This window comes from Lysobacter lycopersici (assembly GCF_007556775.1).
Classification (GTDB): Bacteria; Pseudomonadota; Gammaproteobacteria; order Xanthomonadales; family Xanthomonadaceae; genus Pseudoluteimonas; species Pseudoluteimonas lycopersici.
In genome coordinates, this window is the sequence record NZ_CP041742.1 from 1,191,468 (window position 1) to 1,213,189 (window position 21,722).

At 66.4% G+C, this 21,722-nt stretch carries 23 protein-coding genes; 17 read left to right on the forward strand and 6 right to left on the reverse strand.

The window, feature by feature from the left end; all coding sequences use genetic code 11:
- The first annotated feature begins 39 nt into the window (after nucleotides 1–39).
- From FNZ56_RS05985 to FNZ56_RS05995, 3 genes are read left to right on the forward strand one after another with little or no spacing between them, the layout of a single operon-like run.
- On the forward strand, nucleotides 40–921 hold the full coding sequence (locus FNZ56_RS05985) for a PhzF family phenazine biosynthesis protein (RefSeq protein ID WP_143878960.1): 882 nt from the start codon (nucleotides 40–42) through the stop codon (nucleotides 919–921).
- A 29-nt stretch (nucleotides 922–950) separates the two neighbouring features.
- The gene (locus FNZ56_RS05990) at nucleotides 951–1,823 is read left to right on the forward strand and encodes a PhzF family phenazine biosynthesis protein (protein WP_143878961.1); all 873 of its coding nucleotides are present in this window, start codon (nucleotides 951–953) and stop codon (nucleotides 1,821–1,823) included.
- Nucleotides 1,824–1,871: 48 nt separating this feature from the next.
- Nucleotides 1,872–2,744, forward strand: a complete 873-nt coding sequence (locus FNZ56_RS05995) for an RES family NAD+ phosphorylase (protein WP_143878962.1) — start codon at nucleotides 1,872–1,874, stop codon at nucleotides 2,742–2,744.
- A 104-nt stretch (nucleotides 2,745–2,848) separates the two neighbouring features.
- On the opposite strand, the gene FNZ56_RS06000 is transcribed toward FNZ56_RS05995, so the two are convergent.
- The gene (locus tag FNZ56_RS06000) at nucleotides 2,849–3,376 is read right to left on the reverse strand and encodes an REP-associated tyrosine transposase (RefSeq protein WP_143878963.1); all 528 of its coding nucleotides are present in this window, start codon (nucleotides 3,374–3,376) and stop codon (nucleotides 2,849–2,851) included.
- Nucleotides 3,377–3,655: 279 nt separating this feature from the next.
- The gene (locus FNZ56_RS06005; RefSeq protein ID WP_143878964.1) at nucleotides 3,656–4,381 is read right to left on the reverse strand and encodes a glycine zipper 2TM domain-containing protein; all 726 of its coding nucleotides are present in this window, start codon (nucleotides 4,379–4,381) and stop codon (nucleotides 3,656–3,658) included.
- 240 nt (nucleotides 4,382–4,621) lie between these two features.
- On the opposite strand from FNZ56_RS06005, the gene fusA reads away from it, so the two are divergent.
- From fusA to FNZ56_RS06035, 6 genes are all read left to right on the forward strand, one after another.
- On the forward strand, nucleotides 4,622–6,670 hold the full coding sequence (fusA, locus tag FNZ56_RS06010; protein WP_143878965.1) for an elongation factor G: 2,049 nt from the start codon (nucleotides 4,622–4,624) through the stop codon (nucleotides 6,668–6,670).
- Nucleotides 6,671–6,851: 181 nt separating this feature from the next.
- The gene (locus tag FNZ56_RS06015; RefSeq protein ID WP_143878966.1) at nucleotides 6,852–7,232 is read left to right on the forward strand and encodes an HU family DNA-binding protein; all 381 of its coding nucleotides are present in this window, start codon (nucleotides 6,852–6,854) and stop codon (nucleotides 7,230–7,232) included.
- Nucleotides 7,233–7,352: 120 nt separating this feature from the next.
- Complete coding sequence (locus FNZ56_RS06020; RefSeq protein WP_143878967.1) at nucleotides 7,353–7,778, forward strand: hypothetical protein; 426 nt, start codon at nucleotides 7,353–7,355, stop codon at nucleotides 7,776–7,778.
- A gap of 16 nt (nucleotides 7,779–7,794) precedes the next feature.
- Entirely contained in the window at nucleotides 7,795–8,433 is a 639-nt protein-coding gene (locus FNZ56_RS06025) for a DUF1439 domain-containing protein (RefSeq protein ID WP_143878968.1), read from the forward strand.
- Between the two features lies 1 nt (nucleotide 8,434).
- Entirely contained in the window at nucleotides 8,435–9,106 is a 672-nt protein-coding gene (locus tag FNZ56_RS06030; RefSeq protein ID WP_143878969.1) for a hypothetical protein, read from the forward strand.
- A 95-nt stretch (nucleotides 9,107–9,201) separates the two neighbouring features.
- Nucleotides 9,202–9,804: a hypothetical protein gene (locus tag FNZ56_RS06035; RefSeq protein WP_143878970.1), complete on the forward strand. Its 603-nt coding sequence runs from the start codon at nucleotides 9,202–9,204 to the stop codon at nucleotides 9,802–9,804.
- A gap of 3 nt (nucleotides 9,805–9,807) precedes the next feature.
- Here the strand turns inward: FNZ56_RS06035 and FNZ56_RS06040 are convergent, their stop codons facing one another.
- On the reverse strand, nucleotides 9,808–12,078 hold the full coding sequence (locus tag FNZ56_RS06040) for a DUF5916 domain-containing protein (RefSeq protein ID WP_143878971.1): 2,271 nt from the start codon (nucleotides 12,076–12,078) through the stop codon (nucleotides 9,808–9,810).
- 116 nt (nucleotides 12,079–12,194) lie between these two features.
- Nucleotides 12,195–12,668: an SET domain-containing protein gene (locus FNZ56_RS06045; RefSeq protein WP_143880288.1), complete on the reverse strand. Its 474-nt coding sequence runs from the start codon at nucleotides 12,666–12,668 to the stop codon at nucleotides 12,195–12,197.
- A 120-nt stretch (nucleotides 12,669–12,788) separates the two neighbouring features.
- Here FNZ56_RS06045 and FNZ56_RS06050 point away from each other — a divergent pair, with 120 nt between their 5' ends.
- On the forward strand, nucleotides 12,789–13,334 hold the full coding sequence (locus tag FNZ56_RS06050) for a c-type cytochrome (protein WP_143878972.1): 546 nt from the start codon (nucleotides 12,789–12,791) through the stop codon (nucleotides 13,332–13,334).
- 101 nt (nucleotides 13,335–13,435) lie between these two features.
- Here the strand turns inward: FNZ56_RS06050 and FNZ56_RS06055 are convergent, their stop codons facing one another.
- Nucleotides 13,436–13,981 carry a hypothetical protein gene (locus FNZ56_RS06055; RefSeq protein WP_143878973.1) on the reverse strand — a complete coding sequence of 182 codons (546 nt, stop codon included), beginning with the start codon at nucleotides 13,979–13,981 and terminating at the stop codon, nucleotides 13,436–13,438.
- 219 nt (nucleotides 13,982–14,200) lie between these two features.
- Here FNZ56_RS06055 and ompR point away from each other — a divergent pair, with 219 nt between their 5' ends.
- Nucleotides 14,201–14,929: an osmolarity response regulator transcription factor OmpR gene (ompR, locus tag FNZ56_RS06060; protein ID WP_143878974.1), complete on the forward strand. Its 729-nt coding sequence runs from the start codon at nucleotides 14,201–14,203 to the stop codon at nucleotides 14,927–14,929.
- Entirely contained in the window at nucleotides 14,926–16,182 is a 1,257-nt protein-coding gene (locus FNZ56_RS06065; protein WP_185970811.1) for an ATP-binding protein, read from the forward strand. The genes ompR and FNZ56_RS06065 overlap by 4 nt, the downstream gene beginning before the upstream one ends.
- A gap of 6 nt (nucleotides 16,183–16,188) precedes the next feature.
- Here FNZ56_RS06065 and FNZ56_RS06070 read toward each other — a convergent pair whose 3' ends face one another.
- Entirely contained in the window at nucleotides 16,189–16,416 is a 228-nt protein-coding gene (locus FNZ56_RS06070) for a hypothetical protein (RefSeq protein WP_143878976.1), read from the reverse strand.
- Between the two features lie 184 nt (nucleotides 16,417–16,600).
- Between FNZ56_RS06070 and FNZ56_RS06075 the strand changes: the two genes are divergently transcribed.
- The 5 genes from FNZ56_RS06075 (at nucleotide 16,601) to FNZ56_RS06095 (ending at nucleotide 21,710) form a co-directional block, all read left to right on the forward strand.
- Entirely contained in the window at nucleotides 16,601–17,047 is a 447-nt protein-coding gene (locus FNZ56_RS06075) for an SUF system Fe-S cluster assembly regulator (protein ID WP_143878977.1), read from the forward strand.
- An 11-nt stretch (nucleotides 17,048–17,058) separates the two neighbouring features.
- Complete coding sequence (sufB, locus tag FNZ56_RS06080; protein ID WP_143878978.1) at nucleotides 17,059–18,516, forward strand: Fe-S cluster assembly protein SufB; 1,458 nt, start codon at nucleotides 17,059–17,061, stop codon at nucleotides 18,514–18,516.
- Nucleotides 18,517–18,620: 104 nt separating this feature from the next.
- Nucleotides 18,621–19,385: a Fe-S cluster assembly ATPase SufC gene (gene sufC / locus FNZ56_RS06085; protein WP_143878979.1), complete on the forward strand. Its 765-nt coding sequence runs from the start codon at nucleotides 18,621–18,623 to the stop codon at nucleotides 19,383–19,385.
- A 1-nt stretch (nucleotide 19,386) separates the two neighbouring features.
- Complete coding sequence (locus tag FNZ56_RS06090) at nucleotides 19,387–20,496, forward strand: SufD family Fe-S cluster assembly protein (RefSeq protein ID WP_143878980.1); 1,110 nt, start codon at nucleotides 19,387–19,389, stop codon at nucleotides 20,494–20,496.
- Nucleotides 20,493–21,710 (forward strand): cysteine desulfurase, encoded by a 1,218-nt coding sequence (locus FNZ56_RS06095; protein ID WP_143878981.1) that lies wholly within the window; start codon nucleotides 20,493–20,495, stop codon nucleotides 21,708–21,710. The genes FNZ56_RS06090 and FNZ56_RS06095 overlap by 4 nt, the downstream gene beginning before the upstream one ends.
- Nucleotides 21,711–21,722: the final 12 nt, after the last annotated feature.

Genomic DNA, 21,722 nt, shown 5'->3' on the forward strand with positions numbered 1-21,722 from the left:
GACTGCCCGGAGATCGGGCGCGGACGATGATTCTAGTCGATGGCCCCTGCCCGCACCGCGCGCCGCTACCTGCAATGCGACGTGTTCGCCGACCGCCCCGGCGCCGGCAATGCGCTCGGCGTGGTGTTCGACGCCGGCGACATGGACGCCACCGCGATGCAGGCGCTGGCCGCGTGGCTGAACCTGTCGGAGACCATCTTCTTCCTGCCCCCGGGCGAAGGCGCCGACTACCGCATCCGCATCTTCACCCCGGGCAGCGAATTGCCCTTCGCCGGCCACCCCAGCGTGGGCGCGGCCTGGGTCGCGGTCGCGCACCGGCTGGCCCTGCCGCGCGACGGGCAACTCGTCCAGCAATGCGAAGCCGGCCTGCTGCCGGTGCGCGTGACCAGCGCCGAGGGTGGATTCCACGTCGCCGTGCGCAGTCCCCGTGCACAACCGGTCGGCGAACTCGCGGGCCCGCTTCCCGCGGGACTGGATGCGGTCGCCGCGCCGGATCGCCCCGCCGCGCTGTGGAACAACGGCCCGCTCTGGTGGCTGGTCGAAGCCGCATCGCCCACGCATGTGCGTGGCTTCGCACCCGATTTCGCCGCTATCGCCGCGTGGACGAACGCGACCCGCACCACCGGCGTCGCGATCTTCGCGTTCGAACACGACGACGGCCACGATCTGGTCGTGCGCGCCTTCTGCCCCGGCGACGCGGTCAACGTGCCCGAGGATCCGGTCACCGGCAGCGCGAACGCCCTGGTCGCCGCGCTGTTGCACCGGCAGGGACGCCTGCCCGGCCGCGATGGCCGCTACATCGCCAGCCAGGGCCGCGAACTCGGTCGCGACGGCAAGGTGCAGGTGCGCGTGGACGACGAGGGCGAAGTCTGGATCGGCGGCGACGTGCGACAGGTCATCGAAGGGCATCTGGATTGGTAAGCTGCGCGCCCCTCGCACCCGGCTTCGCCATGCCCCGCCGTTACCTGCAATGCGATGTGTTCGCCGACCGGCCCGGCGCCGGCAATCCGCTCGCCGTGGTGCTGGACGCAGGCGGGCTCGACGACGAAACGATGCAGTCCATCGCGCGCTGGACGCGGCTGCCGGAAACCACGTTCGTGCTGCCGCCGACTTCGCCCGAGGCGAGTTACGGCCTCCGCATCTTCAGCCCGCGCCGCGAAGTGCCGTTCGCCGGCCATCCCAGCGTCGGCACCGCGCACGCCGTGCTCGAAGCCGGACTGGCGACGCCGCGCGACGGTTTGCTGGTGCAGGAAGGGAAAGCCGGATTGCTGCCGTTGCGCGTCTCCGGCACCGGCCGCGAACGCACGATTGCGGTGCGCACGCCGAAGGCGCGGGTGGTCGAAATCGCCGAAGCCGGCGACGCGCGTTTGCGCGACGTGCTCGCGGGATTGCCGCTGGGCGCATTGCCGCAGGCGTTGATGGACGGTGGACGTCGCTGGTGGCTGGCCGAACTCGCCGACGAAGCGTCATTGCGTTCCGCGACGCCGGACTGGGATGCGGTGGAACGCTTGGCGAACGCCACCGACAGCATGGGCCTGTGTGTTTACGCGCGCAGCGACGATCCGGTCTACTACCTCGCGGTGCGCGCCTGGGTCGGCGCGCCGGCGCGCTTCGAGGACGCGGCTTCCGGTGCGGCCAATGCAACGCTGGCGGCCTGGCTCGCGGATCGCGATGCGTTGCCTGGAGATTCCGGTTTCTACCGCGTCAGCCAGGGCCGCGAGGTCGGCCACGACGCGATCATCGAACTCACCGTCGCCGATGGCGAAGTCTGGTCCGGCGGCCGCGTGTGCAGCGTGGTGAGCGGGGAGATCGACTGGCGGTGAAGATCCACCTTCTCTCCCCGCCTAAACAGATTCATTTCTCTGGATCAAATGAACGTGAATTTGAATCAGTGCGAAGCAATTTTTGATCGTGCACTTTTGTCGACAAGTGAGGCTGAGTTTTGTCATTGCATCACGCCGCTTTTCGACGTTTACGAGATTCTATCTGTCAGCTTTGGTCGCGGCAGTACTTTTTGGCGGGCGAGACTTATTGATGGAAAACCTTGGCCGCGGCTGAAGGACATGGACTATCCGCCACCCGATAAGGCGCGGGTAGGACGCCTCAATGACGCGGGTGCTCCTTGCTTTTACCTTTCAGCAAAACCAGAGACTGCTTTGCTGGAGATTGAGACCCAAGAATGGCAGCAGCTGCAACTTGCAGGATTCAAGATTAAGCCGGGCGAAGAACTTCGCGTCATTCTTGTCGGCGAATACGCTTTCGTGAACAAGACGGGCTACTCGCGCATTACAGGCGTTGATCCTGGAGGGACGATCGCCAATATCCTCAATACGATGCCGCCCGACGATGCGATCGCAACGCTTTACATCGATAGATTCTTTTCCCACATTCTTAATGACCCTCATGCAAGAGACTCCGGGTATTTATTGAGCCGGGCATTGGGTGCGGTTCTGCATTCAAGGATCAAGGATGCAGATGGAATTGCATTCCCGAGCGTGCGAGATGCCAACGGTTCTAATTTTGCGATTTTGCCAGAGCCTTCTGATCGCGTCTTTCAAAGCGTTACCTGCGCACTTGCGAAGGCCGGAAAGAATCGACGCTACGGCATGGTGGAGTTCGAGATGGTGGGGTGCGCTGAACGTCTGGATGCACAGGAGCATTTCGTCTGGATGGATCCGTACCAGCCTGGAACATTGGGAATGTATGGAATGACGAAAGACGAATTCGAGAAAAAGGTGCTCTGACTGAGGTCATTCATTGACTCTTGGTGTTTTCGCGTGCGTTGGCCGCCCCGCCTAAGCCCGCATAGGTTGGGCTGAGCCTGCGAAGCCCAACATCTTCAACCTTTTCAACCTTCCCCCATCATGGGCTCATCGTCCATCGGTGCCGCCCAATCCTCCGGCGCCCAACCGAGGCGGATGTATTCGTGAATCGAACTGTACGGCCATTCGGAGGCGCGTGCGGCATGACCCTGCTTTACCGGATTGATGTGCACGTAATCCACATGCTTGTGCAGGTCATCGTCGTTCGTGATTACGTGTTCCCAGAAACGGCGTTGCCAGATGCCGCGTTCGCGCTTGCGAACGCGTGATGCACGCGCGCGTTCGCCCCGCTCGATGCAACGGATGAACCCGGATTTGATCAGCATCCACCGGGTCGCGCAATCGCCATCGCCCGCAGGCAATGTCCAGATCGCATGCAAGTGATCCGGCAAGACCACCCACGCAAGAATATCGAAAGGATGCCGTTCCTTGGCGACGCGTACGGCCCTTCGCAAATCCGTAATCCGATCGACCAGCAACGTGCTGGAACGTTCGGCAAGATTCACCGTGAAGAAATAGGTTCCGCCTGCCAGGTGGGCGCGTCGGTATTTCATGGAATGATCGTCGCCTTTGATGTTGGGGTTGAACAGCCATTCGGCTGTTAAGAGCGGCGCAAGCTCAGCCCAACCTATTCGGATCCTTTCTTCTACCTCGCTCGACCATTTCCCCTGTCCCGAATAATAAAGGGGACGGAGGGAATTAACGCTTATTAATTTCCCCTGTCCCCTTTGATCTTTGATCCCACATCTCGTCGCGATGAAGGGCACAAAAGAAAAGGGGCCCGAAGGCCCCTTTGTCGTTCCGTCGACTGGCTCCCTCCCTGAAGAGATGCCTTACTCCGGGCGCACGTCCACGCGCACGCGGATGCGGTCGCCCGGGTTGTAGCTGGTACGCGTGGTGTAGCGGCGACCGGCGTATTCGTAGGTCACGTCGTAGCCGGTAGCCACGTTGTTGTTCGTGTTGCCGTAATAACCGTTCACCGGCACCGGGTCGCAGACCTGCACCGTCGCGGTGCGCTGCGGACGATGCGCGTTGTCGTAGACCTGGCGCCCGGCCATGCCGCCGACCATGGTGCCGATCGCGCTTGCGGCGACCTGGCCGCTGCCGCCGCCGACCTTGCTGCCCAGCACCGCGCCGGCGATACCGCCGATCACCGTCGCAACGGTGCGGCCGGTGTTGCTGCCGGCGTTCTGGTGGTAGTTGCCGTACTGGTCGTAATACCCACCGCTGGTCGAACCGTTGCGGCGGTAGTTGCCGTTCTGGTCGTAGTAGCCATCGTTGCCGTGCTGGTCGTAACCGCCCTGGGCATAGCGGCCGCTCTCGCTGTAGCAGCGTTGCGACGAGGTGTTGTTGTAGCCGTTGCCCATCACCGGATCGACGCGGACCACGCGGGCGTAGTCGTAGTAGCCGCCATTCGCGGGCTGCACGTCGTTCGGGTTGCGGTAGGCGGGATCGTCGTAGCGACCGTTCGAACCGTACGAACCATAGGACTGCGCCGATGCGAGGCCGCTGGTGGCGGCGAGGCCGATGGCGAGCAGCGAGGCAGGAAGACGCTTCATCGTGGAACTCCCCGCGCCGGGATGGCGCGGGCGCATCGTCGGGCGCCGGCGGTAAAGCGATGCTGAACCCGGCCGGCATCGTCACGCGGCGTTTACCTGCGCGACAGCCGTTGCCGCGCGCGGCGTTCGCGGGCTAAGGTGCCTGTCCGCCATGACCGCCCGCCGAGCGCCCACGCTCCGGCGCGAAGCGCGGACAGCCATGACGCCACGTCCATTCGCACGCGAAGGAGGAACGGGCTCATGTCCTACTCGACCGAACAGATCCGCAACGTGGCCCTGGCAGGCCACCCTGGCGCCGGCAAAACAACGTTGTTCGAAGCCCTGCTGCAGGCCGGCGGTGCAATCCAGGCGGCAGGCAGCATCGAACGCGGCAGCACCGTGTCCGACTTCGATCCCATCGAAAAGGAACGCGGCCACTCCATCGACGCCGCGATCGCCAGCACCGATCATGCAGGCATCCATGTGAACCTGGTGGACACGCCCGGCTATCCGGATTTCCGCGGCCCGGCGCTGTCCGCGCTGGCGGCGGTGGAAACGGTCGCGATCGTGGTCGATGCCGATGCCGGCATCAGCTACGGCACGCAGCGGATGATGGAATACGCCAAGGCGCGCAACCTGTGCCGGGTGATCGTGGTCAACAAGATCGACCACCCGGGCGCAAAACTCGGCGCATTGCTCGACAAGCTGCGCGACACCTTCGGCACCGAAGTCCTGCCGATCAACCTGCCGGCCGAAGGCGGCAAGTCCGTGGTCAACTGCTTCTGGCAATCCAACGGCACCAGCAATCTCGGCGCGGTCGCCGACTGGCACCAGAAGATCATCGACCAGGTCGTCGAGATCAACGAAACGGTGATGGACCATTACCTCGACCTCGGCGAGGGCGGCCTTTCCGGCGCGGAACTGCACGACGCGTTCGAGCAATGCCTGCGCGAAGGCCACCTGGTGCCGGTGTGCTTCGTGTCCGCGCGCAGCGGCGCCGGGGTGAAGGAATTGCTCGACGTGGCCGAACGCCTGTTCCCGCATCCGGGCGAGGCGAATCCGCCGGCGTTCGTGAAAGGCAGTGGTGCCGACGCGAAGCCTCTCGATGCCAGGCCCGATCCGAAGGCGCACGTGATCGCCGACGTGTTCAAGATCGTCAACGATCCTTTCGTCGGCAAGCTCGCGGTGTTCCGCGTCTACCAGGGCACGGTGAAGAAGGATTCGCAGCTGTTCATCGACGACGGCAAGAAGCCGTTCAAGGTCAGCCACCTGTTCAAGCTCAAGGGCAAGGAACACGTGGAGATCGCGCAGGCGGTGCCCGGCGACATCGCCGCGGTGGCGAAGGTGGAGGAACTGCATTTCGACGCGGTGCTGCACGATTCGCACGACGAGGACCAGATCCACCTCGCGCCGGCGAATTTCCCGCGGCCGATGTTCGGCCTCGCCATCGAGGCCGCGAGCAAGGGCCAGGAGCAGAAGCTCTCGACTGCGCTGCACAAGCTGGCCGAGGAAGACCCGGCGTTCGCGGTCGAACACCAGGCCGAGCTCAACGAAACCGTGGCCCGCGGCCTCTCCGACCTGCACCTGCGGATCATGCTCGACCGCCTGAAGCAGCGCTTCGGCGTGGAAGTGAAGACCCATCCGCCGCGCATCGCCTACCGCGAAACCATCGGCGCCAAGGCCGAGGGCCACCACCGGCACAAGAAGCAGACCGGCGGCGCCGGCCAGTTCGGCGAGGTGTTCCTGCGCATCGAACCCTTGCCGCGCGGCGGCGGTTTCGAATTCGTGGACGAAGTGAAGGGCGGCACCATTCCCGGGCAATTCATGCCGGCGGTGGAAAAGGGCGTGCGCCAGGTGCTGTCCGGCGGCGCGATCTCCGGCCACCCGCTGCAGGACGTGCGCGTCATCGTCTACGACGGCAAGCACCATCCGGTGGACAGCAAGGAAGTCGCGTTCGTCGCCGCCGGCAAGAAAGCCTTCCTCGATGCCATCGCCAAGGCCAGGCCGCAGGTGCTGGAACCCATCGTCGACCTCGAGGTGCATGCGCCGGAACAGCACATGGGCGACATCAGCGGCGGGCTGTCGTCCAAGCGCGCGCGCATCAGCGGCACCGATTCCGAGCGCGGCGGCGAGATCGTGGTGAAGGCGCAGGTGCCGCTCTCGGAACTCGACGGCTACGCGGCGGAACTGAAATCGGTGACCGCCGGGCGCGGGCGTTATGCCTTGGATTTCAGCCACTACGAACCGGTTCCTGCGCAAGTGCAGCAGAAGCTGGTCGAGTCCTGGAAGCCACGCCACGAGGAAGACTGATCGCCGCATGCGATTCCCGCCGGGCATCCGACCGGCGGGAACGCATCCCGGATGCCCGCGAAAACCCCTGAAAAAAAAGCGCCCGCGGGGCTTGGCGCCGCGGATTTTCTGCAATACATTGCGCTGGCGCCGGCACCAACGCCGGACTACACACCAAACACGACGAGGGAATCACACGCACATGGCAAAGAAGAAAGTCGCTGCCAAGAAGAAGTCCGCCAAGTCCGCCGCCAAGCCGGCCGCTCCGAAGGCGATCAAGTCCGCGCTGAACCGCGCCGGCCTGGTCGCGCACATCTCCGACGCCAGCGGCGTGGCGCCGCGCGACGTGCGTGCGGTGCTCGCGGGCCTCGAGGGCGCGGTCGCCGGTTCGGTCAGCAAGAAGGGCGCCGGCACCTTCACCCTGCCGGGCCTGCTGAAGATCACCGTCGTGAACGTTCCGGCCAAGCCGAAGCGCAAGGGCATCAACCCGTTCACCAAGGAAGAGCAGTGGTTCGCGGCCAAGCCGGCTTCGGTCAAGGTCAAGGTGCGCCCGCTGAAGAAGCTGAAGGACGCCGCGGCCTGATCGCAGCGCCAGCTTCGCAAGCCGAAAGGCCGGGTTCCGCAAGGAATCCGGCCTTTTTCATGCCCATCGCATTGGCCGCGCCGCCGCGCTAGCATCGTTGCGCCACCTCGGGAGGGGACCATGGACAAGCGCTTCTGGATCTGCGGCATCGTCGTATCCGTCGCCGCGCTGCTGCTCGATTTCCTCGTGCATGGCGTGTTGCTGCAAGCCGATTACAACGCGTTGGTGCCGAACGGCATCTATCGCGGTCCGGAAGACGCTGCCGCCTACATGCCGTACATGATGGCCGCGCACCTGCTGATCGGCTTCGGCCTGACCTGGCTGTACCGCAAGGGCATGGAACCGGGGCGTTCGGTGTTCGGCCAGGGCCTGCGCTTCGGCGCGGCGGTGGCGGTGATGGCGACCATCCCCGGCTACCTCATCTACTACGCGGTGCAGCCCTTGCCGGCCGGCCTCGTGCACAAGCAGATGATCTACAGCACCATCGCCATGCTGCTGCTCGGCGTGCTGCTGGCGTGGCTGAACCCCGCGCGCAAGTCCCTGTGAATCGCGGACCCGGCCCGTGACCCTGCGTTCATGCGGCGCGGGGCAAGGTGGCGCGCACGCCATCGAGGGCATCGCCATGCACCGCAGATTCCCGTTTCGCCGCACCCTCGCCTGCATCGCTTTCGCATGCGTGGCCTCGCTGCTGGCCGCGTGTTCCAACCTCGGCGCGGTCGCCGCGATGCTCGGCAACCAGCTCGCCTTCACCGCGCCGCAGCTGCAGGCGCAGCTCGACCGCCGCTTCCCGCGCGACTACAAGAAGCTGGATGGCCTGGTGACGCTGCGCATCGTCAACCCGCGGCTGGGCATTCCCGCCGGCAGCCACCGCCTGCGTCTGGATTTCGACGTCGGCGTCGGCACCCTCGGCCGCGAAGCGACGCCGTCCGGGCACATGGCCATCGCCAGCGGACTGCGCTTCGACCCCGGCACGCACGGCCTGCACCTCGACCAGCCGACGCTGGAATCGGCGGATTTCCCCGGCCTCGGTGGTGCGATGAACGCGACCGGCCGCGAGCTGGTGAACCGCTGGCTCGACGACTACGCGCGCAACGAGCCGGTGTACCAGTTCGACAACAGCCTGGTCGAACGCCTCGGCGCGCGCCGCATCGATTCCACCACGATCGACAATGGCCAGGTCGTCGTGCACCTGGGGCAATGAAATGAAACGAACGATCTTCGCCATCGCATGCGCACTCGCGCTCTCCGCCTGCGGGCACAAGCAGCAGGCCGCGCAACAGGATGCGGACACCCTGCCCGCACCCGATGCCGGCAAGGGATCGGTGACCGGCATGCCGGACAAACCCGGCCCCGGTGCGATCGGCACGCCAGCACCTGCAATGCCGGCGCCTTCGACCGTCGCGAACGCTGCCGACGCCGCGTTGCCGCCCGACCCGTCGCAAGGAATCGCCGTCGGCGAATCGAATCCGACCGCGCCCTCGCCCGCCGGCAATGCCGTCGAGCCCGGGCCTGGCGACGCGGTGAAACTGCTGCGCGACTACTACGCCGCGATCGCCGCACGCGATTACGGCCGCGCTTACCGGCTCTGGTCGGAAAACGGCGCGGCCAGCAACCAGAGCGCGCAACAGTTCGCCAACGGATTCTCCGACACCACCGGCAGCAGCGTCGAGATCGGCACGCCCGGCGACGAGGACGCGGGCGCCGGCCAGCGCTACATCGAAATCCCGGTAACGGTCACCGCCACCCACGCCGACGGCAGCCGCCATCGCTACGCCGGCAGTTACATCCTGCATCGCACCGTGGTCGATGGCGCCAGCGCCGAGGATCGCGCGTGGCGCATCAACTCCGCGAAGCTGCGCGAAACCACGCCGTAATGCGGGCTTTCGCGGCGCTGCCGTTGCTTCTCGCACTCTGCGCTTGCGGATCGCAATCGCAAACGGCGTCGACGCAAGCCACCGCCACTCCGCCCGTGACGACCACGGCGACGATTGCCGTGGCGAGGGACGCGATGCCGGCGAATGCGAGCTACGTGCTTCCGGGCGACTTCGCGCCGGATACCGATATCGAACGACTCGCACGCCGATTCGGCAAGGACAACGTGCGCATCGGCGAAGTGCCCGGCGCCGAAGGCGAGCGCGTGGACGGCGTGATCCTGTTTCCCGACGATGCCAGCCGTCGCGCCTACCTCTACTTCGAGGACGCGCAACGCAACACCGGCCTGTCGCTGGTGCGCGTGTTCGACGACGGCTCGCGCTGGCGGCTGGACAACGGCATCGGCATCGGCACGCCGCTCTCGGACATCCTGCGGCGCAATGGCAAGCCGATCCGGTTTTTCGGACTGGACTGGGACTACGGCGGCGCCATCACCAACTGGAACGGCGGGCGCCTGGATCCGAAGCACGATCCGGTCCGGCGCGGCATGACCCTGGGCGCGCGCGCGGACATCGGCGAGCGGCCTTATCCGATGGGCGATGCCGAATTCTCCAGCGACGATGCGAAATATCCGGACCTCGGCACGGACCTCGTCGTCGACGAAATCTCGGTCTCGTTCCCTGGCGAAGACGATCTCTGATCGCTACAGCTCGAAGCGATAGCTGAGCTTCACGAACAGCTGCTCGTCGTCGCGCAGCGAGAACGCATCGCCGAGCAGGCCGCCGACGCCCTGCCCTTCGTCCTGGAATCCGAAACCGCCGCGCACGTAGGCGATGTAAAGGTTCGACAGCGGCGCGAGTTCGTAGCGGTAGCGGATCTGGAAGCCAAGGTTGCGCAGGCTGAAATCGTTCAATCCGTCGGCCACGCGTTGCGGTTCGCCGTTCGCCGCCAGTTGCCAACCTTGCAAGGCGTGCGCATCGAGCGCGATGGTTTCCATCTTGATTCGCAGTTCCTGCTTCGCGCTGATGATCCACTGCATGCCGCCATTGAGTTGCAGCAGGCTCGCGCGATAGCTGCCGAGCAGGTCGCGCCCGCCTTGCCCCGCGCACGGCCCGCCATCGACCGGGCACCACAGCAGCCAGTCCGGGTTGTGCTGCGCGAACAACTCGCCGTAGAAGCTGAGGTTGTCGTTGACGAAGTAGGTCGGGTTGAGGTCGAACGACAGCGCGCCATGCGCCGGGCCGGCGAGGCCTTCGGCGGCGTAGCGTGCGTTCCAGTACATCGACCAATGGTCCTTGCGCGGCGTGAACCGCTCGAAATACAGGTAGAACTTGGCGGGCACGTCGACCACGCCGTTGCCGCGGGTCACCAGGTCGTCGTGGCCGGGGGTGAAGCCGGCGATTTCGAAGAATTCGTTGCCGCCGTCGCGGCGGTCGCTGAACAGGTCGATCGCCCACGCATCGGTGATGCGCACGCCGTGGTCGTTGCTGCGGCGCGAGACGGCATAGCGCCAGTCGTGCGCGGAATAGGCCGAATCCTGCGGCAAATCCGTCACCCGGTGCGCGAGCTGGTAGCGCAGGTAGTTGAAGTCGTTGCGCTCGAGGTAGCCGAAGTCGTTGAGCTGCAGCCCGTCGCCCAGGTGCAGGGCGTAGCCCTGCTGGCGCCAGCCGTTGCCGTGGTCGTAGTCGACCAGCACCTGGCCGCCGCTGTCGCGCGTGCTCGTGCCGGCCTGTTCGATGTCGCTGCCGACCAGGGTGGTGCGCACCGAGAGTTTCGCGTTCGGCGTCCAGCGGTGGTCGAACTCGTACACGTCCGCTTCGCGGTCCAGGAACGGGCGTTCGACCCGGGTGAACATCGCGCCGACGCCCTGCGTTTCGAAATCGCGGGTGCCGCGCAGGGCGTAGAAATCGCGCCCGGCCTCGTCCGCCTCGGTGGCGGCGAACACGCCGTAGTTGAAAGCGCCGGCGCTGCCGTTGAGCTTGACCGCGGCGGTCACGTCGCCGGAACCGTCGCCGTCGTCGGCGGGGCCGCCGACCCGGCGCGTGTACAGCAGGCGGTTGGCGTTGTTGAGCGAGCCGAAGGGCACGTCGAAGAAGGCCTGGTTCTCGGTGAAGAACGGGCGCTTGTCGCTGAAGAAGGTTTCGGTGGCGCTGAAATTCACCACCAGCTGGTCGCTTTCCACCTGGCCGAAATCGGGATTCAGCGTCGCGCTCAGCTGGAAGCGGCTGTTCGGCTTCCAGAACAGGTCGACGCCGCCGTCGAAATGCGAGCCGCCCTTGATGTTGTCGTAGAGCCCGGACACGTAGGGCGTGACCGCGAGCAGCGACTGGCTGTATTCGGGCACTTCGACCTTGGCCAGCACGGACAGGAAGCGCGACTCCTGGACCGATACCGCCGGCCACGCCATGCGTTCGCCGGTGGCGCCGATCACGCGGTCGAGCTGCACGCCGATGTTGCGCTTGCCGCCGCTGCCGGCCCGCATCGGCGCGATGTACCAGGGGATGAGCATCTCCGCGCTCCAGCCCTCGGCATCCTCGCTGACCGCGTGCTTCCAGTTGCCGTCCCAGTCGGTGGCGAACTGGTTCTCGTTGGTGATCGTGGTGTCGATGATGCTGTCCGACAGCAGCACGGTGAAGTTGTAGCCGGTGCGCCCGTCGCCATCGAAGTCCACGTAGAGGTTGACGCGATCGGCCTGCGCGCCGACGTCGCGCTGCGCGCTCTGGCGCGTGCGCGGGATGTTCGCCGGCTCGGTCGAATGGAAACCGATCGCGAGGCCTTCGGGCGTGGCGAGGATCCAGCCTTCGGTCGGCTGCGAACCCGGCGCGCGCGTCAGCGGCTGCACCTGGCGGAAATCGGTGACGTGCTGCGCGCCCTGCCATTCGGCCGGATCGATGCGTCCGTCGACGTCGATCGCCCACGCGGGCGCGGACAACAGCGACAGCAGCAATGCGAAGCTGGTTCGTGCGAGGCGCATATGCGGGTTCCCGCGGGACTCCGATCCCGACGGCGCGCACGGTAGCGCGGGCGCAGGCGCTGCCCGACTGGCAGAAGTCATGCAAACCTTCGGCGGCGCGGCAGCCGCGCCGCGGGTCAACGCTTGGGTTGCAGCATCGTCCCTGTGCAGTTCTTGGCGCCGCACTTGCACGCCCAGAGCTTTTTCACCTTCGCGGTATGCGGTTCGTCGAGCACGATGCCATAGTTGTAGGTCAGTTCCTCGCCGGCCTTGATGTCGCGCAGGGCGTGGATGAACACCTTGTCCTTGTGCGACTTGCCCTTGGCGTTTTCCTCGATCTCGGACTCGCAATTGGGCTTGCAGCTGTGGTTGATCCAGCGCGCGACGTTGCCATCGACGTTGGCATCGATCACGTAATCGTCGTTGAGGGTGAACAGGAAGGTGTGGCCGTTCTCGTCCTCGTCGCCGTATTCCTCGTCCACTTCCTCGTGGGTGCGCAGCTTGCCCTTGTAGCGGACAATGCGCTCGCCCTTCTTGATGGCCTCGGTGGCGAAAACTCCGTTGCCGTGGATCGGGGACAACCGCGCTTCGATCTTCTTCGCCTTCGCCATCGTGCTTGCCTGCGGGAATGAACGGCCATTGTCGCCGATGCGGGAGGCCCGCGTCACCGCGGTGTCCGGTCCACGCGCCACCTTCCGTTAACTGGCCCATCCTCCATCCGCGACACGACCATGCGCCACCAATTCCTCCACCCCGCCCTGCTTGCCACGGGCCTCGCCCTCGCCGGCTGTTCCGCCACGACCGCTTCGCCGGAAACCCCTCCGCCCGTCGACGCCGGCGACGCCGAACTCGTCGCCCGCGGCGAATACCTCGTGAGGATCGCGGGCTGCAACGACTGCCACACGCCCGGCTATGCCGAGAAGGGCGGCGACATTCCGAAACAGGCCTGGCTGACGGGTTCGCCGCTCGGTTACAACGGCCCCTGGGGCACGACCTATGCCGCCAACCTGCGACTCAAGCTCGCGGACATGGACGAAGCGACATGGCTGAAGTATTCGGCCGAACTCCGCACGCGGCCGATCATGCCGGACTACAACGTCCGCGCCATGAACGAAGGCGACCGCCGGGCCCTGTACCGCTTCATCCGCTCGCTCGGCCCGGCCGGCGGCAAGGCCCCGGATTACTTGCCGCCGGGCCAGCAACCTCCGCTGCCCTACTTCCAGCTCGCGCTTCCGCCCGAGCCGATGCAGGGAACCGCCGCAACCGCCGCGGATTGAACGAGGCGCGGTGGATTCCGCGCCGCGATCCCGCATCCCGAACGAACGAGGGCGCCGCGAACGGCGCCCTCGCTTTGCATCATCGCTTGCGCTGCGTTCGATTACTGGCCGTTGTCCGGCTTGCTGGGGCAATCGACGGTCGCGCCGGCGGAGTTGGTGCAGGTACCGGTATGGGTCACCTTGCCATCGCTCCAACTGGTGGAACCCTCGTAGGTGCCGCCGTTCTTGTTGGTCGCGCTGGTATCGCGGCTGCCGGTGACGTTGCCGTCGGCATCGCGGGTGAAGCCGCCGCTGGTCTCCATGGTACCGCCATTGGCATTGGTCGCGGAACCGCTGGCCTGGTGGGTGAGGCTGCCGTCGGCATTGCGCGTGATGCTGCCCTGGCGTTCGGCGGTGCCGCCGTTCGCGCCGGTGACGCTGCCGCTGCGGGTCATGCTCGCGTTGCCTTCGCCGTCGCGTTGCCAGTCGCGCTGGCGTTCGCCCTGGAAGCGCGCGTTGTCGCGGTGGACCGACACGCTGCCCTGGTGCGCGCTGTGCTGCACGCTGCGGGAGCGTTCGCGGGCGCCGGCATCGAGGCTGGCGATCGTGCCGCAGGCGAGCAGGATCGCGGCGATCAGCACCGTGTTCTTGGTCTTGGTGTTCTGCATGGCTGTTCCTCGGAAGTGGGACTGGACGCCGCCGGGGGAAGGGGGAGCGGCGACGCGTCCACTTTGCGCTGCGCCGATGTATGCGAGATGTACGCGACACGCCGCGCATGCCAGCAGATGCGTCTGGCCACGGCACCGGAAACAACTGCTTACAAATCGCGGCCGAGGCCCATTTCCCGGGATTTGCGCAAACACCGCGGCGACCGCGATAGTGGCTGAATGGCCACCGATGCCCCACCGCCCATGCTGCTGCTGGTCGACGATGACCTGCGCCTGCGCGAATTGCTGCAGCGTTACCTGGAATCGCAGGGCTTCGCGGTGAAGGGCGTCGGCGACGGCGCGCAGATGCAACAGGCGCTCGATCGCGGGCACTTCGACCTGATCGTGCTGGACCTGATGCTGCCCGGCGAAAGCGGGCTGGACATCTGCCGTCGCCTGCGCGGCCAGGGCGACGCGACGCCGGTGGTGATGCTCACCGCCAAGGGCGACGAGATCGACCGCATCGTCGGGCTGGAGATCGGCGCCGACGACTACCTGCCCAAGCCGGTCAATCCGCGCGAACTGCTGGCGCGCATCCGCGCGATCCTGCGCCGCAGCGCGCCGCCGGCGCCGGGCGCGCCACTCGCGGATGGCGGGGAAGTACGTTTCGGGCCGTTCCTGCTCGACCTCGGCCGGCGCGAATTGAGCCGCGACGGCGAACCGCTGCGGATCACCGGCGGCGAATTCGCGATCCTGTCGGTGCTGTTGCGCCATCCGCGCCAGCCGCTGAGCCGCGACCGCCTGATGAGCCTGGCGCGCGGCCGCGGGCACGAAGCGATGGAACGCAGCATCGATGTCGCCATCGCGCGCCTGCGCAAGCTGCTGGAAGACGACCCGAAGCTGCCGCGCATGCTGCAGACGGTATGGGGCGTCGGCTATGTCTACGTCCCGCCGGAGGAAGACGCATGAATCGTCCCGTGCGCGGCGTGTTCGCGCAACTCGTGCTGGTGATCGCGCTGGTGCTGGTCGGCACCATCGTGCTCGCGGTGTTGCTCGGCCGCGAACTCACCAGCCGACCGCCGACCGTGCAACTGCTGCACAGCATCGACGCGTTCGCCGAATCGGTGGAAGCGCTCGACCGCGACCAGCCGGCCGCGCGCACGCTGGAATTGCTGCGCAGCAACGGCCTCGAGGTCCGCACCGATCCACCCGTCGCCGATTCGGACCAGCTCTCGCCCTGGTTCTCGCTGATCGAAAGCCGGGCGCGCAACGTGCTCGGCGACCGCGAGGTGGTGGCCGGGCGCAGCGCGCGCGGCGACGTGCTGTGGCTGAAGCTCGACACCACGCAACCGTTGTGGGTGGCCTTTGCCCAGGGCGCGCGCGTGGGCGCGCGGCAATTCTCGGTGCTGCTGCTGGCCGGATGCGCGCTGCTGGTGTGGCTGGCGGCGGCGTATTTCGCCCGGCGCCTGGCCCTGCCGCTGCGGGAACTGGCCGCCGCCGCGCCTGCGCTGATGCGCGGCGAGGACGTCGGCCTCGGCGGCGCGGGCGCGCCGCGCGAAGTGCGCGAATTGCAGTCGGTGCTGCTGCGCGCCAGCAGCGAAGTACGCGAAGCCGCCAGCGAGAGGGTGCTCATGCTCGCGGGGATTTCGCACGACCTGCGCACGCCGCTGACGCGGGTGCAGTATGCGCTGGCACTGTTGCCGGGCACCGATCCCGACCTGCTCGAAGGCATGGAACGCGACATCGGCGAGATCGACGCGATCCTGTCGCAGTTCATCGCTTATGCGCGCGATGGCCGCGACGAGGCGATCGAGACCGTCGACCTCGCGGAAACCTGCCGCAACGCGCTCGCCGCCGCCGCGTTCGATTGGGAAATCGAACTCGCGCCGCAGGCGCCGGTGCGCGGCCGGCCGATGGCGCTGCTGCGCGCGATCGAGAACCTGGTCGGCAATGCCGAACGCCACGGCGAGCCGATCTTCGCGCTGTCGCTGCAACGCGGCGGCGATGCCTGGCGGATCGAAATCGCGGACCAGGGTCCGGGCCTGTCCGCCGATGCCGCCAGGCGCGCACGCCAGCCGTTCGTGCACGACGACAGCGCGGGCGGTACCGGCCTCGGCCTCGCCATCGTCGAACGCATCGCGCGCCAGCACCACGGCGAACTGCAACTGCATGCGAACACGCCGCGCGGCCTGCGCGCGGTGCTGCTGCTGCGCGACGCCTGACTCGCCTCAGCCGCCGAGGAACCAGCGCACCGCGAACAGCCCGAACAGCGCCCACGCGAACGGCTTCAATCCGCGCCACATGCGCCAGGCGATGAACAGCGCGCCGATCGCCAGCAGCCAGCGCACTACCTGCGGGCGTCCCGCTTCGGCCGGCAGCGCCGCGGCGCGTTCGACCAGCTGGCTGGCGGCGGTGTGCAGCGAGGTTTCGAACGGGCTGCGGGTCTGGGTGTTCATCGCTGATTCCTGATCCGGAAGGGACGAAGGCGATTCTCCGCAGCAGGGCTGCGCCCGCCATTCGCAGCCATCAGCCATCGCGGGTGATGGCTGTCATGCGCTGCCGGCCGCGGCCGCGAACCGGTGGATTTGAGCGGCCCCGGCCGAAAGCGTACAATTTCGGTACGGTTTCGAGGCCCACGCCATGCTTCGCGTCACCAAGCTCACCGACTACGCCACCCTGGTCCTGACCGTGCTCGCCGCGCGGCCCGGCGAAGTGCTGAGCGCCGCCGGACTTGCCGAACAGGCGGGGCTGGAAGCGCCGACCGTGGCCAAGGTGCTGAAGCCGCTGGCCCAGGCCGGGCTGGTCGAGGCCTTCCGCGGCGCGAGCGGCGGCTATCGCCTCGCCCGCCCCGCCGCGCGCATCACCCTGGTCGACATCGTCGAGGCGCTGGAAGGCCCGCTCGGCATGACCGAATGCAGCGTGCATGCCGGCGCCTGCGGCATCGAGAGCTCCTGCGGCGTGCGCGCCAACTGGCGCCGCATCAACGATGTGGTCGCCGATGCGCTGCGCAAGGTCACGCTGGCGGAAATGCTCGCCCCGCCCGCGCGCATGTCGCGCACGATTCCCGCCACGTTGGCGACGGCCTGAGGAACGCGATCATGTCCGTCGAAACCACCGTCGAAAAGAATGCTGAAATCCTCGAACAGCTCGGTCGTCGCTACGACGCCGGCTTCGTCACCGACATCGAATCCGATTCGCTGCCGCCCGGATTGAACGAAGACATCGTCCGCGCGCTGTCCGCGAAGAAGGACGAACCGGAATGGATGACCGAATGGCGGCTCGCGGCCTATCGCCACTGGCTGACCATGCCGGTGCCGCACTGGGCCAAATTGAACATCGGGCCCATCGATTTCCAGGCGATCAGCTACTACTCCGCGCCCAAGGGCCCGAAGTACGCCTCGCTGGACGAAGTCCCGCAGGAACTGCTCGACACCTACGACAAGCTCGGCGTGCCGCTGCACGAACGCGCCAAGCTCGCCGGCGTCGCGGTGGACGCGGTGTTCGATTCGGTTTCGGTCAGCACCACGTTCCGCAAGGAGCTGGCCGAGAAAGGCGTGATCTTCTGCTCGATGAGCGAGGCGATCCGCGAACATCCGGACCTCGTGCGCAAATACCTCGGCAGCGTGGTGCCGACCGGCGACAACTATTTCGCCGCGCTGAACTCGGCGGTGTTCTCCGATGGCAGCTTCGTGTTCATTCCGCGCGGCGTGCGCTGCCCGATGGAGCTGAGCACCTATTTCCGCATCAATGCGATGAACACCGGCCAGTTCGAACGCACCCTGATCGTGGCCGAGGAAGGCAGCCACGTCAGCTACCTCGAGGGTTGCACCGCGCCGATGCGCGACGACAACCAACTGCATGCCGCGGTGGTGGAACTGGTCGCGCTGGACGATGCCGAGATCAAGTATTCGACCGTGCAGAACTGGTATCCCGGCGACGAGAACGGCGTCGGCGGCATCTACAACTTCGTGACCAAGCGCGCCGAATGCCGCGGCGCGCGCAGTAAGGTGACATGGACGCAGGTGGAAACCGGTTCCGCGATCACCTGGAAATACCCGAGCTGCGTGCTGCTCGGCGACGACAGCGTCGGCGAATTCCACAGCGTCGCGCTCACGCACCATCGCCAGCAGGCCGACACCGGCACCAAGATGATCCACGTCGGCAAGCGCACGAAATCCAAGATCGTGAGCAAGGGCATCAGCGCCGGCCGCGGACAGAATTCTTATCGCGGGCTGGTGAAGGTGGAACGCAGCGCCGAAGGCGCGCGCAACCACACCCAGTGCGATTCGCTGCTGATCGGCAAGCAGTGCGGCGCGCACACCTTCCCCTACATCGAGGTCAAGCGCCCCGACGCGACAGTGGAGCACGAGGCGACGACGTCGAAGATCAGCGACGACCAGTTGTTCTACTGCCGTTCGCGCGGGATCAGCGAGGAAGACGCGGTCAGCCTGATCGTCGACGGTTTCTGCAAGCAGGTGTTCCGCGAGCTACCGATGGAATTCGCGGTGGAAGCGAAGAAGTTGCTGGAAGTTTCGCTGGAAGGTGCGGTTGGCTGATTTTGATTTTGTAGGAGCGGCTTTAGCCGCGAGCTTTTCTTGCACGCTGCGAACATGTCGCGGCTAAAGCCGCTCCTACAGGGGCGGAATGGAACGGAATGAACATGCTGAAAATCGAAAACCTCCACGCCCGCGTCGCCGGCCGCGAAATCCTCAAGGGCCTGTCGCTCGAGGTGAAGCCCGGCGAAGTGCACGCGATCATGGGCCCGAACGGCGCCGGCAAGTCCACGCTCGGCAACATCCTCGCCGGCCGCGACGGCTACGAAGTGACCGAAGGTTCCGTCGAATTCGACGGCAAGCCGCTGCTCGAACTCGAACCCGAGGAACGCGCGGCCGCCGGCATGTTCCTCGCGTTCCAGTACCCGGTGGAAATCCCGGGCGTGAACAACACCTATTTCCTGCGCAGCGCGCTCAACGCGCAACGCAAGGCGCGCGGCGAGCCGGAGCTGGATTCCATGCAGTTCCTCAAGCTGGTGCGCGAGAAGATCAAGGTGCTGCACCTGCCCGACACCCTGCTCAACCGCGGCGTGAACGAAGGCTTTTCCGGTGGCGAGAAGAAGCGCAACGAGATCTTCCAGCTCGCGGTGCTGGAACCGAAGCTGGCGATCCTCGACGAAACCGACAGCGGCCTCGACATCGACGCGCTGAAATCCGTCGCCGACGGCGTGAACGCGCTGCGTTCGACGGATCGCGCGTTCCTCGTCATCACCCACTACCAGCGCCTGCTCGATTACATCAAGCCGGACGTGGTGCACGTGCTCGCCGACGGCCGCATCGTCGAAACCGGCGGCCCGGAGCTCGCGCTGGAACTGGAAGCGCATGGCTACGCATGGGTGAAGGATCGCGTCGCGCCCGAGGCGACGGCCTGACATGAGAGCGTTGCTGGACGAACTCGGCCTGCGCGAAAACCAGGCCAGCCGCGAATCCTGGCGCTATAGTCGGACCGCGATTCGCGCCCTGTCGCAACAGGATTTCGTGATCGCTGATGGCACCGCGGCCGTACCAGACGCGTTGCGCGAACGCTACGAACTCGCGGAAACGAACGGTCGCCGGATCGTGTTCGTCAACGGCGCGTTTTCCGCCGAGCATTCCGATTTCGCCGGCGACGATGTCGAAGTCGCGCATGCAGGCGGCACGACGACACTGACGGGCTGGAACGGCGACGTGGATCCGATTCATCTCGTGTACCTGTCGATTCCCGGGTTCGCGCCGAGCCAGTGGGCGCACGAACTCGCGATCGATCTGCGCGGGCCGGCCAGCATCTTCGAGCAACATCTCGGCGAATCCGGCGCGAATGTGCTTGGCGTCCTGCGCGTGAACCTCGACATCGCCCGCTACACGCCCATTCGCACGGTCACACTGTGCGAACTGCCGGATTCGGCGTCGCTGATCCGCCGCGTGCAATCGAATCTCCCGGAGGATGTCGACTTTGACGCTACCTTCGCCCTGTTCGGCGGCCGCCTGCAGCGCCACGAAATCGCCGTCGGTCTGGCGGAACGCGTCGCCACCCACGCGTCGCGCGGCGTGTTCGTGCTTGGCGCACGCGAGCACGTCGATGTACGGCTCGACGTGAGTCATTCCGCGCCAGACACGGGCTGCGACCTCGTGTGGCGTGGCATCGCCGGCGGCCGTGCGCGCGGCATCTTGCACGGCGGCATCACCATTGACGAAGGCGCCGACGGCAGCGAGGCTACGTTGTCGAACAAGAACCTGCTGCTGTCCGAGAACGCGGAAATCGACACCCAGCCGGTGCTGGAAATCCACGCCGACGAAGTGAAAGCCGCGCACGGCGCCACCGTCGGCCAGCTCGACCCGACCGCGCTGTTCTACCTGCGTTCGCGCGGGATTCCCGAAACCGATGCGCGCCGCCTGCTGACTGCCGCGTTCTGTCGCGAAATCGTTGCCGGCGTCGATGACGAAACGCTGCGGGCCGCACTCGATGCGGCGCTGGATCGCGCGCTGGCGAGGATCGCGGCGTGAGCATCGACTGGAGCGCAGTCCGCGCCGACTTCCCGTTGCTCCGGCGCGAAGTGCACGGCAAGCCGCTGGTCTACCTCGATTCGGCGAACACCGGGCAGAAGCCGGCCTCGGTGATCGAGACCGTCGATGATTTCTATCGCCGCCACAACGCCAACGTCAGCCGCGCGGTGCACGCGCTGGGCAGCGAGGCGACCGAAGCCTACGAGGCCGCGCGCGGCAAGCTCGCCGCCTTCGCCAACGTGCGCGCGGACGACATCGTGCTGTGCAGCGGCACCACGTTCGCGATCAACCTGGCCGCGTACTCGTGGGCGTTGCCGCGGCTCAAGCCCGGCGATTCCATCCTGCTCACGCGCATGGAGCACCACGCCAACATCGTGCCGTGGCAGCTGGTCGCCGAACGCACCGGCGCGAAGATCAAGGTCGCGGAGATCAACGAAGACGGCACGCTCGATCTCGTCGCGCTGCATGCGGCAATGACGCCGGACGTGAAAGTCCTCGGCGTGGCGCATGTGTCCAACGTGCTCGGCACCATCAACCCGGTGCGCGAGATCTGCCGCGAGGCGCGCCGTCGCGGCATCGCCACCGTCGTCGACGGCTCGCAGGCGATGCCGCACATGCCGGTGGACATCGCCGCCATCGGCTGCGATTTCTATGCCTTCACCGGGCACAAGATGTGCGGCCCGACCGGCGCCGGCGCGTTGTGGGCGCGGCGCGAACACCTCGAAGCTATGCCGCCCTTCCTCGGCGGTGGCGAGATGATCAAGGAAGTGCGTTTCGACGGGACGGTGTTCAACGACCCGCCGCACAAGTTCGAGGCCGGCACGCCGAACATCGCCGGACAGATCGGCCTCGGCGCAGCGACGGATTACCTAGCGGCCATCGGCATGGCGAACATCGCCACGCGCGAAGGCGAACTGCTGGCGCACGCGACCGAAGATCTTTCGAAGATCGACGGCCTGCGCATCATCGGCACCGCACCGGACAAGGCCGCGGTCATCAGCTTCCTGGTCGAGGGCGCGCACGCGCACGACCTCGCCACCTTGCTCGACCTGGAAGGCGTGGCGGTACGCTCCGGCCACCATTGCGCGCATCCGCTGATGCAGTTCTACGGCGTGCCCGCGACCTGCCGCGCCTCGTTCGCCTTCTACAATACGCACGAGGAAGTGGAAGCCTTCGTCGTGGCCTTGCAGAAGGTGCGCCGGCTGCTAGGCTAATCCCGGGAAAAG